We start from the raw sequence: 14,240 nt of genomic DNA on the forward strand, positions 1-14,240 counted from the left end.
GACGACCGTCGCAACCCCATGCGCAATATCCCCCGCGCCCTTCTGCCATTTTCGGCACATCCCGTGCATAGCGTAAAACAAGGTCTAGGGTTAACACAGGCTCGTCACCATCTGACACGCCCGGTTTCCCAACAGCAGACCCCTCACGAAAAAACACAATAGACATGAGGTAACCATGCACAAGAACGCCTTCATCCAGGCTTTTGTTGTCGCCGGCCTGATCGCCAGCGCCCCCTTCGCGCAGGCCGCCGGTAACCTGGTGTACTGCTCCGAAGGCAGCCCAGCGGGCTTCGACCCGGGGCTTTACACCACCGGTACCGACTTCGACGCCGGTGCGGAAACCGTATTCAACCGCCTGTCGCAGTTCGAACGCGGCGGCACCGCCGTGACACCGGGCCTGGCAGAAAAGTGGGACATCAGCGATGACGGCCTCGCCTATACCTTCCACCTGCGCGAAGGGGTGAAATTCCACACCACCGAGTACTTCACGCCGAGCCGCGAATTCAACGCCGATGACGTGCTGTTCACCTTCAACCGCATGCTCAGCAGGGAGCATCCGTTCCGCAAGGCTTACCCCACCGAGTTCCCGTATTTCACCGATATGGGCATGGACAAGAACATCACCAAGATCGAGAAGGTCGACGAACACACGGTGCGTTTCACCCTGAGTACCGTTGATGCAGCCTTCATCCAGAACATGGCCATGAGCTTCGCGTCGATCCACTCGGCCGAATACGCGAATCAGCTACTCAAGGCCGGCAAAGCCTCGGACATCAACCAGAAGCCTATCGGCACTGGCCCGTTCGTGTTCAGCCGCTACCAGAAAGACGCGCAGATCCGCTACAAGGGCAACAAGGAATACTGGCTGCCCGAAGACGTGAAGATCGACAATCTGATCTTCGCCATCAACACCGATCCCTCGGTGCGCATGCAGAAGCTGCGCGCCGGCGAATGCCACGTCAGCGTTTTCCCGCGCCCTGCCGACCTGGAAAACCTGAAGAAAGACCCCAAGCTGCAGATGCCCGAACAGGCCGGTTTCAACGTCGGCTACCTGGCCTACAACACCGAGCACAAGCCGTTCGACCAGCTCGAAGTACGCCAGGCCATGGACATGGCGGTGAACAAACAGGCGATCATCAATGCCGTGTACCAGGGCGCCGGGCAGGTTGCGGTGAATGGCATGCCGCCGACCCAGTGGTCCTATGACGACACCATCAAGGACACCCCTTACAACCCGGAAAAGGCCAAGGAACTGCTACAGGCCGCCGGCGTGAAAGAAGGTACCGAGATCACCCTGTGGGCCATGCCCGTGCAGCGCCCGTACAACCCCAACGCCAAGCTGATGGCCGAAATGCTCCAGTCCGACTGGGCCAAGATCGGCATCAAGGCACGCATCGTCAGCTACGAGTGGGGCGAGTACAACAAACGCGCCAAGGCCGGCGAACACGACGCGCTGCTGATCGGCTGGACGGGCGACAACGGTGACCCCGATAACTGGCTGAGCGTGCTGTACGGCTGCGATGCCATCGGTGGCAACAACTACAGCCGCCTGTGCAACAAGGAGTTCGACGGGTTGCTCAAGCAGGCCAAGGCGATCAACGATCAGGCGGAGCGTACCGCGCTGTACAAGAAGGCCCAGCACCTGCTCAAGGCCGACGTGCAGAACACGCCGATCGCCCACTCCACCGTGTACCAGCCGATGAGCACCAGGGTTAAGGACTTCAAGATCAGCCCCTTCGGGATCAATTCCTTTTACGGAGTGAGCATCGAGTAAAGCAGCAGGCAGAACGAAAGAGCCCGGCCAATTGGCCGGGCTCTTTCGTCTCGACAGGCTGGTTACGCGCTCAGCCCGAAGGGGTCGTCCACCGAATGGCTTGGCTGGGTAAACCAGCGCGGGCCGTTGGCGGTCATGTAGAAGTGATCTTCCAGGCGGATGCCGAACTCGCCCGGCACGCAGATCATCGGCTCGTTGCTGAAGCACATGCCCTCGGTCAGAGGCGTGTCATCACCACCGACCAGATAAGGCCCTTCGTGGATGTCCAGGCCGATGCCGTGACCGGTGCGGTGCGACAGCCCTGGAAGCTTGTAGCCAGGGCCAAGTCCGGCAGCCTCCAGGCTACGGCGCGCCGCAGCGTCCACCGACGAACAGGGCGCACCCAGAGTGGCGGCCTCGAACGCCGCCTGCTGGGCAGCCTTTTCCTTGTTCCAGAACTCGCGCTGGCGGTCGCTGGGCGTACCGAAAACGTAGCTGCGGGTGATGTCCGACAGGTAGCTGTGTACCTGGCAGCCGGTGTCGATCAGCACCATGTCGCCGTCCTTGAGTCGCTGCGCATGTTTGACCCCGTGAGGAAAGGCGCTGGCAGCGCCGAACAGCACGATGCAGAAGATCGAGCCTGGCGCGCCGACACGGCGATGAGCCTGGCGAATGAACTCGGCCACCTCGATGGTGCTGATGCCTTCGTGGAGGATGCTCGCAACCGCTTTGTGCACTTCCAGGGTCATGTCCTTGGCGCGTTGCATCAGGGCGATTTCCGCTGCTGATTTACGCTGACGGCAAACGGCGGTGACCTGGCCGGCATCGACGAAACGGTAACCGTCGGTCAGTTGGCGGATGCCTTCATACATGAAAAAAGGCATGGAAGAACAAAGACCTACCTGGGGCGGCGCACCATCATTGGGCAAAACGCCAAGGCGCTGCAAACAGGCCAGCAACAACGCGTAAGGGCTTTCGTGCTCCTCCCAGGTATTGATCGCGCCCGGCACGATCTGGAAGTCACGCACGGTGCCCTCTTCGAACGTCGGAGCCAGGTATTCCAGTGCGCCATCACTCGGCAGAATCGCCCCCACCATCCGCTCGCTGGGATGCCACTGCACGCCGGTGAAATACTGCAGGTTGCTGCCAGCTGCCAGAAACAGCGCGGCGATACCCTGCTCGCGCATCAGCGCCTGAGCCCGCTCGATACGAGCCAGGTATTCCTCTTCGCTGATCGGCACGCTGCCGGCCGTCATGTCCTGCAGGCGCGCCAAAGCCTGCTCCGGCGTGCTGCCGCCCACTCCCAGTGTCATCTGCGCATCCTCGTCTGGCGCCCGCAACGGGCATCGTTGCCGGGCAGTTCGCTGGAGCAAAATTTAAGTCCAACTTAAATTCTGGTCAAAGCATTTTTCAGTCAGACTTAAAAAATGCTCTACCTTCAGGCTGGAGTCCCGACGTCTCATGGGTATACTGCGGAGATTCGAACAGCGAGCCCCTTTCATGACCGCAGACCGCATTGGCGAACGCTTGCGCCGCTACCGGCGGGCCGCCGGCAAGACCCTCAATCAGGTGGCGGCCGACGCCGGCCTGACCGCCAGTTTCCTGTCCCAGGCCGAGCGCAATCTGACAGGCGTGTCGCTGTCGTCCCTGGCGAGCATCGCCAAATCCCTCGATGTGCCGCTCAACGTTTTGTTCGACCAACCTGCCCAGGCTCAGCCGGACTCCCACGTCAACGAACGGGTGCGCTACACCGTGGGCGGCCAGCTGCTGGCCTACGAGCGCCTGTCCAGCTCGTTTCCCGGCAACTCGATCAACGCGGTGAAGATGAACATCCCCGTGGGTTACCAGTCGGAACTGATCGCCCACGAGGGCGTGGAATTCTCCTACGTGCTCAGCGGGCAGATCGTCTACACCATCGAAGGACGTGACTATCCCCTCGGGCCGGGCGATTCGGTGCACTTCGATGCGGGCAAGCTGCATCGCCTGGCCAATGCCACGGATGTCCCGGCCGAAGTGCTGACCATGACCACCATGGCACTATTCGGCGACCATCCCGCCAACGAGTGAATTTCGCCCCAGATGAGGGCATTTATGCGCAATGTTAGTGCTGCTTAATTTTTGTTGACCGAAATTTCAGCATGACTTAATTTCGAGCTCGACCCGGTGGGCTATCCGCCTTCACCGCATTCCGAGCTCGCGCTGAACCAGGCGCGGACAAAAAGAAAAAAGAGGTTCGCATGCGCATGTCTCCCCTGTGTAAGGCTCTGCTCACCGCAGGACTGCTCACCAGTGCTTCGTTCGCACACGCCAGTAACCTGGTGTATTGCTCCGAAGGCAGCCCGGGCGGTTTCGACCCTGGCCAGTACACCACCGGCACCGACTTCGACGCGGCATCGGAAACCATCTTCAACCGTCTGGCTGAATTCGAACGCGGCGGTACCAAGGCGCAACCGTCTCTGGCCAGCTCGTGGGATATCAGCGAAGACGGCCTGACCTACACTTTCCACCTGCGCGAAGGGGTCAAGTTCCACACTACCGATTACTTCAAGCCGACCCGCGACTTCAACGCCGACGACGTGCTGTTCACCTTCCAGCGCATGCTCGATCGCAACCATCCGTTCCGCAAGGCTTACCCCAGCGAGTTCCCGTACTTCACGGATATGGGCCTGGACAAGAACATCGCCAAGGTCGAGAAAACCGACGACAAGACCGTGGTGTTCACCCTCAACGCCGTGGACGCCGCCTTCGTGCAGAACCTGGCGATGAGCTTCGCTGCCGTGCATTCGGCCGAATATGCCGACCAGTTGCTCAAGGCCGGCAAGGCTGCGCAGATCAACCAGCAGCCGATCGGTACCGGCCCGTTCGTGTTCAGCCGCTACCAGAAGGACGCGGTGATTCGCTTCAAGGGCAACAAGGAATACTGGGCACCCGAGCTGGTGAAGATCGACAACCTGATCTTCTCCATCAACACCGATGCCTCGGTGCGCGCGCAGAAGCTGCGTGCCGGTGAATGCCACGTCACCCTCAACCCGCGTCCGGCCGATCTCAAGGGCCTGCAGGCGGACAACAACCTCAACGTGCCGACCGAACCTGGCTATAACGTCGGTTATATCGCCTACAACGTCACCCGCGCGCCGTTCGACAAGCTCGAGGTACGTCAGGCGCTGGACATGGCGGTGAACAAATCGGCGATCATCGATGCGGTATACCAGGGCGCCGGCCAACTGGCCGTGAACGGCATGCCGCCGACCCAGTGGTCGTATGACGAGTCGATCAAGGACGCCGCCTACGATCCGGAAAAAGCCAAGGAGCTGCTCAAGGCCGCCGGCGTGAAGGAAGGCACCGAGATCACCCTGTGGGCCATGCCCGTGCAGCGTCCGTACAACCCCAATGCGCGCCTGATGGCCGAGATGCTGCAGAACGACTGGGCCAAGGTCGGTATCAAGGCACGCATCGTCAGCTACGAGTGGGGCGAGTACATCAAGCGTGCCCACGCAGGCGAGCACGACGCCATGCTGATTGGCTGGACCGGCGACAATGGTGACCCCGACAACTGGCTCGGCACGTTGTACGGCTGCGCCTCGGTGGATGGCAACAACTTCTCCAAGTGGTGCGATGCCGAATACGACAAGCTGGTGGTAGCCGCCAAGCGCGTCACCGATCAGGAGCAGCGCAGCGAGCTGTACAGGCAGGCTCAGGTGGTACTCAAGCGCGAAGTGCCGATCACTCCGATCGCCCACTCCACCGTCTACCAACCGATGCGCACCAGCGTCAAAGGCTTCCAGATCAGCCCATTCGGTCGCAACAGCTTCAGCGGTGTGAGCAACGACTGATAGCCTGTCGCGCAACCGCCCCATAACGACGTGCCCCGGGCAAAACGCCCGGGGCACGTCGTGGTCGAACAGCTAACCTGCAAGTAAGCGAAGGAATCGCCAGAATTCCCTGCTGCTCGATGCCGTCCTGATTAGGAGTTACCTACCCCAATGCTGAGTTTCATTGCGCGCCGCCTGGGCTTGCTGATCCCCACCTTCTTCGGCGTCACTCTGCTGACCTTCGCACTGATTCGCATGATTCCCGGCGACCCCGTGGAAGTGATGATGGGCGAGCGCCGCGTCGACCCGCAGATGCACGCCGAGGCCATGGAGCGCCTGGGCCTGAACAAGCCGCTGTACGCTCAGTACGTCGACTACATCAGCCAACTGGCGCGGGGTGATCTGGGCGAATCGCTGCGTACCCGCACACCGGTATGGGACGAATTCACCACCCTGTTTCCCGCCACCCTGGAACTGACGCTGGCCGCCTTGCTGTTCGCCGGCACGCTGGGCCTGATCGCCGGGGTAGTCGCCGCGCTCAAGCGCGGTTCGCTGTTCGATCACGGCGTGATGGGCATCTCCCTGACCGGCTATTCGATGCCGATCTTCTGGTGGGGTCTGCTGCTGATCATGTTCTTTTCGGTATGGCTCGGCTGGACACCGGTGTCCGGGCGCATCGACCTGCTCTACGACATTCCACCGGTGACCGGCTTCATGCTGATCGACAGCCTGCTCTCCGATGAAGAAGGCGCGTTCGGCAATGCCCTGCGCCACCTGATTCTGCCCGCCATCGTGCTGGGCACCATCCCATTGGCGGTGATCGCGCGCATGACCCGTTCGGCGATGCTCGAAGTGCTGCGTGAAGACTACGTACGCACCGCCCGCGCCAAGGGCCTGTCGCCCGCCCGCGTGGTGTTCGTGCACGGTCTGCGCAACGCGCTGATTCCGGTGCTGACGGTGTTCGGCCTGCAGGTCGGCACGCTGCTGGCCGGCGCCGTACTGACCGAAACCATCTTCTCCTGGCCCGGTATCGGCAAATGGCTGATCGAATCGATCGGCGCCCGTGATTATCCGGTAGTGCAGAACGGCATCCTGCTGATCGCCTGCCTGGTCATCCTGGTCAACTTCGTGGTGGACATCCTGTATGGACTGGTCAACCCACGCATTCGCCATCAGCGCTGAAGGAGTACCCCATGTCCCTGAATCAGCACTGCTGGATCAAGCCCGTAGGGTGGATGACGCTTCTTTCATCCACCATGAACAAACCGCAGTTCGTAGGGTGGATGAGGCTCTTTTCATCCACCAGCCGCAATCCGCAATGGTGGATGGGTGAAGCGTCATCCACCCTACCCCGTGACTACCATCGCGAAGGGCAAGAAATCGGAGCGCGTCCATGACCTCGACCACCACGCCTCTCGACCAGAGTCTGGTCTACCCTTCGCCGCTGAAGGAATTCTGGAGCGCCTTCAGCCACAACAAGGGCGCTGTCGCCGGCCTCGGCTTCATGATCCTGATCGTGTTCTGCGCCCTGTTCGCGCCCTGGATCGCGCCCTACTCGCCCAGCGAGCAGTTTCGCGATGCCCTGCTGACGCCGCCGGTATGGCTCGAAGGCGGACAATGGCAGTTCCTGCTGGGTACCGACGAGGTCGGTCGTGACCTGCTTTCGCGACTGATCCACGGTGCACGCCTGTCGCTGCTGATCGGCCTGGCCTCGGTGGTCATCTCGCTGATTCCCGGTTTGCTGCTGGGCCTGGTGGCCGGCTTCTTCCCGCGCCTGATGGGCCCTTCGATCATGCGCCTGATGGACATCATGCTGGCGCTGCCTTCGCTGCTGCTGGCCGTGGCCATCGTTGCCATCCTCGGCCCAGGCCTGATCAATACCGTGATCGCCATCGCCATCGTCTCGCTGCCTTCCTACGTACGCCTGACCCGCGCTGCCGTGATGGGCGAGCTGAATCGCGACTACGTCACCGCCGCACGCCTGGCCGGTGCCAGCCTGCCGCGGCTGATGTTCATCACCGTGCTGCCCAACTGCATGGCGCCGCTGATCGTGCAGGCGACCCTGAGCTTTTCCTCGGCGATCCTCGACGCTGCCGCCCTGGGCTTCCTCGGCCTTGGTGTGCAACCGCCGACCCCCGAATGGGGCACCATGCTGGCCTCGGCGCGCGACTACATCGAGCGCGCCTGGTGGGTGGTGACCCTGCCGGGGCTGGCGATCCTGCTCAGCGTACTGGCGATCAACCTGATGGGCGACGGCCTGCGCGATGCGCTGGATCCGAAGCTCAAGAACGCGATCTGAGGAGGCCGCCATGAACACCCCCCAATCCGTAGGATGGGTGATAACCCATCATCCAATCGATGGGTTGTCACCCATCCTACGCTCCACTAGGAACCCTGCAGGGTGGATGACGCTCTTTTCATCCACCATGGCCGCACCTCGCTATCAGACGGAGGCCACCCGATGAGCCTGCTGGAAATCAGTAACCTCAGCGTACGCTTCGGCGACGCCAACGCCGTGCCGGTGGTCGATGGCCTCGACCTGAGCGTCGACAAGGGTGAAGTGCTGGCCATCGTCGGCGAATCCGGCTCCGGCAAATCGGTAACCATGATGGCGCTGATGGGCCTGATCGACGCCCCTGGCATCGTCCGCGCCGACCGCCTGATCTTCGATGGCACCGACATGCTCAAACTCAAGGGTCGGCAACGTCGGCATATCGTCGGCAAGGATCTGTCGATGATCTTCCAGGATCCGATGACGGCCCTGAATCCCAGCTTTACCGTCGGTTTCCAGATCGAGGAAGTGCTGCGCCAGCACCTCGGCCTCAAGGGCAAGGCGGCACGGCAGCGCGCCCTGCAACTGCTCGAGCGGGTGGAGATCCCCGGCGCGGCCAGCCGCCTCGAGGCCTACCCGCACCAGCTGTCCGGTGGCATGAGCCAGCGCGTAGCAATCGCCATGGCGATTGCTGCCGAGCCCAAACTGCTGATCGCCGACGAGCCGACCACCGCCCTGGACGTGACCATCCAGGCACAGATCATGGAACTGCTGCTCGACCTGCAACGCGAGCAGAACATGGGCCTGGTGCTGATCACCCACGACCTGGCCGTGGTCGCCGAAACCGCCAACCGCGTCTGCGTGATGTACGCCGGCCAGGCCGTGGAACTGGGCCAGGTACCGGCACTGTTCGATGCGCCAACCCACCCGTATACCGAAGCGCTGATCAAGGCGATCCCCGAACACAGCCTGGGCGCCACTCGCCTGTCGACCCTGCCCGGCATAGTGCCAGGGCGCTACGACCGTCCCATCGGTTGCCTGCTGTCGCCGCGTTGCCCGTACGTGCAGCCGAGCTGCCGTGAACGCCGCCCGGCTCTGGAACCCCACGAGCGCGGTGCCGTGCGCTGCTATTTTCCGCTCAATCTGAATGCCGAGGTGGCGTGATGACGACCGTCCTGACCGCACGCCAACTGACGCGCCACTACTCCGTGTCCCAGGGGCTTTTCAAACCCAGCGCCACGGTGCAGGCGCTCAATGGCGTGTCCTTCGAACTGGAAGCCGGCAAGACCCTGGCCGTGGTCGGTGAATCCGGCTGTGGCAAATCCACCCTGGCCCGCGCCCTGACACTGATCGAAGAGCCCTCCTCGGGCTCGCTGCAGATCGCCGGCCAGGAAGTCGCCGGCGCCAGCCGGCAGACCCGCAAGCAACTGCGCCGAGACGTGCAGATGGTGTTCCAGAACCCCTACGCCTCGCTCAACCCACGGCAGAAGATCGGCGACCAACTGGCCGAACCGCTGCAGATCAACACCAGTCTTTCCCGCGCCGAACGCCGCGAGAAGGTGCAGGCGATGATGAGCCAGGTCGGCCTGCGCCCCGAGCATTACCAACGCTACCCGCACATGTTCTCCGGTGGCCAGCGTCAGCGCATCGCACTGGCGCGCGCCATGATGCTCACGCCCAAGGTGCTGGTGGCCGATGAGCCAACCTCGGCACTGGACGTGTCGATCCAGGCCCAGGTGCTCAACCTGTTCATGGATCTGCAGGAAGAGTTCAAGACCGGTTACGTGTTCATCTCCCACAACCTCTCGGTGGTGCGCCATGTAGCGGACGACGTGCTGGTGATGTACCTCGGCCGCCCGGCGGAAATCGGCCCCAGCGAGCGTATCTACGAACGCCCGCTGCACCCGTACACCAAGGCGCTGCTGTCGGCCACGCCGACCATCCACCCCGATCCGGCCAAACCCAAGATCAAGATCGTCGGCGAACTGCCCAACCCGCTGAATCCGCCCTCAGGCTGCGCCTTCCACAAACGCTGTCCTTACGCCACCGAACGCTGCCAGGAAGAACTTCCCCTGCTACGTCCGCTCGATGGCCGTCAGGTTGCCTGCCATCATGCGGAACAGATCAACTAGAAACGGGGAGCACGTTACAAATACCAGGCGCTGTACAGACGCCATTGGCCGAGCAATGAAACAAGCATTACGGCCTACTGCGCTTCGTCGCCTGCAGCGGCTCGCGTGACGGATCTGGTCTATGACTTCATAGCCACCCTGCACACGGAACAGCGACGATGCGCATCAATAGCTACCTGATCTTCGACGGCGACTGCGAAGCTGCCTTCAACCGTTATGCCGAGGTGCTCGGCGCCCAGCTCAGCCTGTTTCGCTTCGGCGAGAGTCCCGCGCGCGACGAGGTGCCGGCCGAGTTCCACCAGCGGATCATGCACGTCTGCCTGCAGGTGGGTGAGCAACAACTGATGGGCTCCGACTCGCTACCGACGCATCCTGGCAATGGCTTCCAAGGCTTTTCCATCAGCCTCAACGTCGACAGCATCGACGAAGCGCAACGCCTGTTTGGCGCGCTGGCGCAAGGCGGTAGCATCCAGATGCCACTGGCGGAAACCTTCTGGGCCAAACGTTTCGGCATGCTCACCGACCGCTTCGGTGTTTCCTGGATGATCAACCATAGTCTGCCGGAAAATTGAACGACTGACTCCCACAACTGGGTGAATGACGCCTTGTCACTCACCCAGCCGGTCAGTAAACATCCCGTCGATAACGCCCCTGCTCGAGCAACTCGTCGACAGCTGCGTCGCCCAGCACCTCACGCAGAGCGCGATCCACGCCGCCCGCCATGCCTTGCAAACTGCCGCATACATAGATGGCTGCGCCGTTCCGCATCCAGGCACGTAGTTCGTCGGCGGCTTCACGCAGGCGATCCTGCACGTAGATGCGCTGCGCCTGATCCCGCGAGAAGGCCAGATCCAGGCGCTGCAACTGGTCGCCATTCGACCAGCCTTGCAGCTCCTCGCGGCAGTAGAAATCGTGCTCGGCGCTGCGCTCGCCGAACAGCAGCCAGTTGCGTGAATGACCAGCCGCGATGCGCGCCTTGAGCAGGCTGCGCAGGCCGGCCAACCCCGTGCCATTGCCGATCAGGATCATTGGTCGATCATCCGTCGGTGCATGAAAACCGCTGTTGCGCCGTACCCGCGCCAGCAGTTGCCCGCCAACGGGCAGGTGCTCGGTCAACCAACCGGAGCCCGCGCCCAGCTCACCGTTGGCCAGGTGTTGCTGGCGCACGATCAGTTCCAGCCTGCCATCGGCGGGCAGCGAAGCGATGGAATACTCGCGGCTCGGCAGCGGCACCAGTGCATCCAGCAGCGCCTGGGCATGCAGGCCGACCAGGTGGCTGGCGCTGTACGGCAACTGGCGTGCGGTCAGGGCCTCGCATAGCGCATGACCCAAAGGGTCGACGGCGGCAGACGCCAGCGCCTGCATCCCATGGTCGTGCAACCAGCGATGAACCTGCGCCTCGCTGTTGCGCGGCAGAATTTCCAGGATATCGCCCGCTTCCCATGAAGCATCGGCGGGCGGCAGCAAGCCGATCAGCCAGGTGCTCTGCCCCTGCCCGTGAGGATTCAGGCACTGACGCTCACGCAACACCCAACCACCGAACGGCACCTGCTGCACGGGAAGCGGCTGCACGCCGGTCAGTTCCGCCAGTTGCCGCTGCCAATTGAGCAGCGCTTCTTCATCATCACCGTCGACCTCGATACGCTCGCCAAGACGCGAGGCACCGCGACTGGTCAGCCAGTCATCGAGGCGCCGGGCGAAACCGCAGAATTGGCTGTACTGACGATCGCCAAGGGCCAGAACCGCATAGCGCAGGCCTGGCAGTTTCAGTGTTGCAGCGAGCCACTGGCGCTCGACACCGCGGGCGCTGTCCGGCGCCTCGCCATCACCGAAGGTACTGAGAACCAGCAGCGCGCGGGGCGTGGCGCTCAGCTTGGCGGTATCGATCCGCGCCAGCGGCTGCACCTCTACCGTCATACCCGCGGCCTGCAATTGGCCCGCAGTCTGCCAGGCCAGTTGCTCGGCGAAGCCGCTCTGGCTGGCGAACCCGACCAACCAGGACTCACCGCCCTCGCTACCACCGAGCGCCTGCCGCGCCGCCAGTGCCGCACGCTTCTTGCGGCGGCGATCCAGATACAGCAGCCAGCCGGTGATGAAGAACACTGGCATCAGCAGGCTGGCGGCCATTACCAACACCCGCCCGGTCATGCCGAAATACTCGCCGGTATGCAGGGCGTAAACGCTGGCCAGCAGCTGCGCCTTGAACGACTTGTCGGCGTAACGCTCCACCTGTCTGGTTTCACCCGTCAGCGGGTCGAGCTGCATCTGATTGAAGGCGCGAGTGTGCTCGGCATCGCGCAGCCTGAAGGACACCCGTGCCGGCTGGCCGGCTGCATTGGGCAGTTGCAGGCTGTAGACACCCAGCTTGTCGCCAGCGGTTTGGCGGATGCCCTGCCAGAGATTGGCATAATCCACCTCGGGCATCGGCTGGCCAGTCGCAGGCGGCCCACGTCGCCCGCGCTCCTCGCCTGCTACCCGCGGCGTATCGCTGAGCAGGGTTTCCAGGCCGCTGCGGTACCAGTCGTAAGACCAATACAAGCCCGTCAGCGCCGCACACAGGTACACCGGCAGGCACCAAGTGCCGACCACGGCATGCAGATCCCAATTGAAAGCGCGGCCCTTCTTGGCCCAGTCGAACGTCAGCCAGGCACGCCAGCTCAACGCCCGCCGCGGCCAACGCAGGTAAAGCCCGGACAGGCAGAAGAACACCAGGGCAATCGTACAGGCGCCGGTGATCTGCCGGCCGGTCTGGCCCATGGCGAGGAAACGATGCAGTTGCAGCATCAGGCCGAAGAACGCCACGCCGCGCGGCTCGCCCAGCGATTCGGCGGTATAAGGATCGACGAAGCGCACGCCGCCGCGTCGCTCTCCCGGCGGTGGCGTCAGGAAAATCCGCGCTGGCTGACCGCCTTCGGTATCCACGTAGAGGCCGGAGACACTGATGCCCTGGGCCTGCAAACGCTCGATCATCTCCCCCGGTTCGAGCACCGACCCCGGCTGCGCCGTCACCGCCATCTGCGGGTTTATCGCCAGCAGGATTTCCTCCTGAAAGCTGTACAGCGCGCCGGTCACGCCCATCAGGGCAAGCACCAGGCCGGCACTGATGCCGAGCAACCAATGCAACTGGAAGAGGATTTTCTTGAACACCGGAATCGACTCTGAAAACACGCGCCGCGATCGAGGGAATCAGTTGGTGTTCAGGTGGCGAAACTCACCCTCTGGACACACAAAACCCCGCCAGCGCGGGGCATGGGCGGGGCTGAGCCGTCAGCTGATAGGCCTCGGATCACGCTGGGCCATAAAAAAGGCGAGTCTATTCGATAACAATTATCATGCAACATATATTCGCATCTTTACCTATGTAAAGGCTTGATGCGACGTTGATGGCGAAGCGGCTGCATTACTCAGCGGAGGCGGCGTGGCTCGCAAGGCTTGGCCAGGATGAAGAGATCCCGGGCGATGGTTTCCGGGTACTGATCGACCGGCAACGCCTTGGGCAGGTACAGGGCGGCAGCATCCAGCGTCGCCAGGTCGAACTCCGGCTCGATAGCGCAGGCCTGGAACAGATGACCGATCGCCTCGACCTCGGCACTGCTGGTGCAATTGACACGACGGCCACCGAGAAAGGCGTTGAGCTGATCACAGACCTTTTCCGGCACCAGACCGGTGGCTTCAGCTTCGAGCAGCGAAAGCCCGAGATCTTCTTCACTCATGGGGTCGAGCACCGCCACACCGGCAGTCGGCTTGATGATGGCGGACATGCTGGAGCCAGGCACTGCGGCGCCGACTTCGATGGGAAACGGGCCATTCACACTCTGATAGAAGCGGACGGCCATTGCGCCTTCGAGCATTCCAGGGATCGATTTCATTACACGACTCTCGTTAAACCAGCTTTGTTCTGACCCGCGACGACATCCTGTTGCCGCAACGGGGAGGCATTTTCATCCTCTTGTGTGTAAGAGTCGTGACAGCGGCAGATGGTTGAGTGTTTTTTGCCAACCAGAACGCACAGCGAGCGGCCGTTCCGTTCGACGCAAAGGGATGTGTTTGGCTGCTAGGGTGGTCGATGTGACCCGTAATGTGGGATGGCAGCTATGTGGCGCAAGCGACCTTTCGTAGGGTGGACGACGCTTCACCTACGCGGCCCGACCCGTCCACCGCTCTGTGATCGCAATGGTGGATGAAAAGAGCGTCATCCACCCTACGTCCGCTATCGCCTTTGAGTGACCACTCAGCCCAATCGATCGGATACGACATTTGATGTGTGACGC

At 62.3% G+C, this 14,240-nt stretch carries 12 protein-coding genes; 9 read left to right on the forward strand and 3 right to left on the reverse strand.

What is annotated here, in order from left to right; translation table 11 throughout:
* Nucleotides 1-175 precede the first annotated feature (175 nt).
* A complete protein-coding gene (locus tag DNK10_RS02800) occupies nucleotides 176-1,774 on the forward strand; it encodes an ABC transporter substrate-binding protein (RefSeq protein WP_131190486.1) in 1,599 nt (532 codons plus the stop codon).
* A 62-nt stretch (nucleotides 1,775-1,836) separates the two neighbouring features.
* On the opposite strand, the gene DNK10_RS02805 is transcribed toward DNK10_RS02800, so the two are convergent.
* Entirely contained in the window at nucleotides 1,837-3,066 is a 1,230-nt protein-coding gene (locus DNK10_RS02805) for a M24 family metallopeptidase (RefSeq protein WP_131190487.1), read from the reverse strand.
* Nucleotides 3,067-3,253: 187 nt separating this feature from the next.
* Between DNK10_RS02805 and DNK10_RS02810 the strand changes: the two genes are divergently transcribed.
* The 8 genes from DNK10_RS02810 to DNK10_RS02845 all read left to right on the forward strand — a co-directional run bounded on the left by DNK10_RS02810 (nucleotide 3,254) and on the right by DNK10_RS02845 (nucleotide 10,541).
* Nucleotides 3,254-3,820 carry a cupin domain-containing protein gene (locus DNK10_RS02810; RefSeq protein ID WP_131178676.1) on the forward strand — a complete coding sequence of 189 codons (567 nt, stop codon included), beginning with the start codon at nucleotides 3,254-3,256 and terminating at the stop codon, nucleotides 3,818-3,820.
* Between the two features lie 170 nt (nucleotides 3,821-3,990).
* On the forward strand, nucleotides 3,991-5,586 hold the full coding sequence (locus DNK10_RS02815) for an ABC transporter substrate-binding protein (RefSeq protein ID WP_131190488.1): 1,596 nt from the start codon (nucleotides 3,991-3,993) through the stop codon (nucleotides 5,584-5,586).
* A gap of 150 nt (nucleotides 5,587-5,736) precedes the next feature.
* Nucleotides 5,737-6,747, forward strand: a complete 1,011-nt coding sequence (locus tag DNK10_RS02820) for an ABC transporter permease subunit (RefSeq protein WP_131178674.1) — start codon at nucleotides 5,737-5,739, stop codon at nucleotides 6,745-6,747.
* Nucleotides 6,748-6,758: 11 nt separating this feature from the next.
* Entirely contained in the window at nucleotides 6,759-6,962 is a 204-nt protein-coding gene (locus DNK10_RS02825) for a hypothetical protein (protein ID WP_131190489.1), read from the forward strand.
* Nucleotides 6,959-7,864 carry an ABC transporter permease subunit gene (locus DNK10_RS02830; RefSeq protein WP_131178672.1) on the forward strand — a complete coding sequence of 302 codons (906 nt, stop codon included), beginning with the start codon at nucleotides 6,959-6,961 and terminating at the stop codon, nucleotides 7,862-7,864. Before DNK10_RS02825 ends, DNK10_RS02830 begins: the two co-directional genes overlap by 4 nt.
* A 162-nt stretch (nucleotides 7,865-8,026) precedes the next feature.
* Nucleotides 8,027-9,001, forward strand: coding sequence for an ABC transporter ATP-binding protein (locus tag DNK10_RS02835; RefSeq protein WP_131178671.1), 975 nt, complete (start codon nucleotides 8,027-8,029; stop codon nucleotides 8,999-9,001).
* Complete coding sequence (locus tag DNK10_RS02840; RefSeq protein WP_131190490.1) at nucleotides 9,001-9,969, forward strand: peptide ABC transporter ATP-binding protein; 969 nt, start codon at nucleotides 9,001-9,003, stop codon at nucleotides 9,967-9,969. Before DNK10_RS02835 ends, DNK10_RS02840 begins: the two co-directional genes overlap by 1 nt.
* 158 nt (nucleotides 9,970-10,127) lie before the next feature.
* Nucleotides 10,128-10,541, forward strand: a complete 414-nt coding sequence (locus DNK10_RS02845; RefSeq protein ID WP_131190491.1) for a VOC family protein — start codon at nucleotides 10,128-10,130, stop codon at nucleotides 10,539-10,541.
* Nucleotides 10,542-10,593: 52 nt separating this feature from the next.
* On the opposite strand, the gene DNK10_RS02850 is transcribed toward DNK10_RS02845, so the two are convergent.
* Nucleotides 10,594-13,116 carry a sulfite reductase flavoprotein subunit alpha gene (locus DNK10_RS02850; RefSeq protein WP_131190791.1) on the reverse strand — a complete coding sequence of 841 codons (2,523 nt, stop codon included), beginning with the start codon at nucleotides 13,114-13,116 and terminating at the stop codon, nucleotides 10,594-10,596.
* A gap of 257 nt (nucleotides 13,117-13,373) precedes the next feature.
* Nucleotides 13,374-13,838 (reverse strand): hypothetical protein, encoded by a 465-nt coding sequence (locus DNK10_RS02855; RefSeq protein ID WP_131190492.1) that lies wholly within the window; start codon nucleotides 13,836-13,838, stop codon nucleotides 13,374-13,376.
* Nucleotides 13,839-14,240 lie beyond the last annotated feature (402 nt).

Source organism: Phytopseudomonas daroniae, assembly GCF_004327275.1.
Taxonomy (GTDB): Bacteria; Pseudomonadota; Gammaproteobacteria; order Pseudomonadales; family Pseudomonadaceae; genus Aquipseudomonas; species Aquipseudomonas daroniae.

What these genes read in the sequence shown, in the direction of transcription:
- DNK10_RS02820 (WP_131178674.1), top strand. Translation starts at nt 5,737, where the DNA reads ATGCTGAGTTTCATTGCGCGCCGCCTGGGCTTGCTGATCCCCACCTTC.
- DNK10_RS02815 (WP_131190488.1), top strand. Translation starts at nt 3,991, where the DNA reads ATGCGCATGTCTCCCCTGTGTAAGGCTCTGCTCACCGCAGGACTGCTC.
- DNK10_RS02835 (WP_131178671.1), top strand. Translation starts at nt 8,027, where the DNA reads ATGAGCCTGCTGGAAATCAGTAACCTCAGCGTACGCTTCGGCGACGCC.
- DNK10_RS02855 (WP_131190492.1), bottom strand. Translation starts at nt 13,838, where the DNA reads ATGAAATCGATCCCTGGAATGCTCGAAGGCGCAATGGCCGTCCGCTTC.
- DNK10_RS02830 (WP_131178672.1), top strand. Translation starts at nt 6,959, where the DNA reads ATGACCTCGACCACCACGCCTCTCGACCAGAGTCTGGTCTACCCTTCG.
- DNK10_RS02825 (WP_131190489.1), top strand. Translation starts at nt 6,759, where the DNA reads ATGTCCCTGAATCAGCACTGCTGGATCAAGCCCGTAGGGTGGATGACG.
- DNK10_RS02840 (WP_131190490.1), top strand. Translation starts at nt 9,001, where the DNA reads ATGACGACCGTCCTGACCGCACGCCAACTGACGCGCCACTACTCCGTG.
- DNK10_RS02845 (WP_131190491.1), top strand. Translation starts at nt 10,128, where the DNA reads ATGCGCATCAATAGCTACCTGATCTTCGACGGCGACTGCGAAGCTGCC.
- DNK10_RS02810 (WP_131178676.1), top strand. Translation starts at nt 3,254, where the DNA reads ATGACCGCAGACCGCATTGGCGAACGCTTGCGCCGCTACCGGCGGGCC.
- DNK10_RS02805 (WP_131190487.1), bottom strand. Translation starts at nt 3,066, where the DNA reads ATGACACTGGGAGTGGGCGGCAGCACGCCGGAGCAGGCTTTGGCGCGC.
- DNK10_RS02800 (WP_131190486.1), top strand. Translation starts at nt 176, where the DNA reads ATGCACAAGAACGCCTTCATCCAGGCTTTTGTTGTCGCCGGCCTGATC.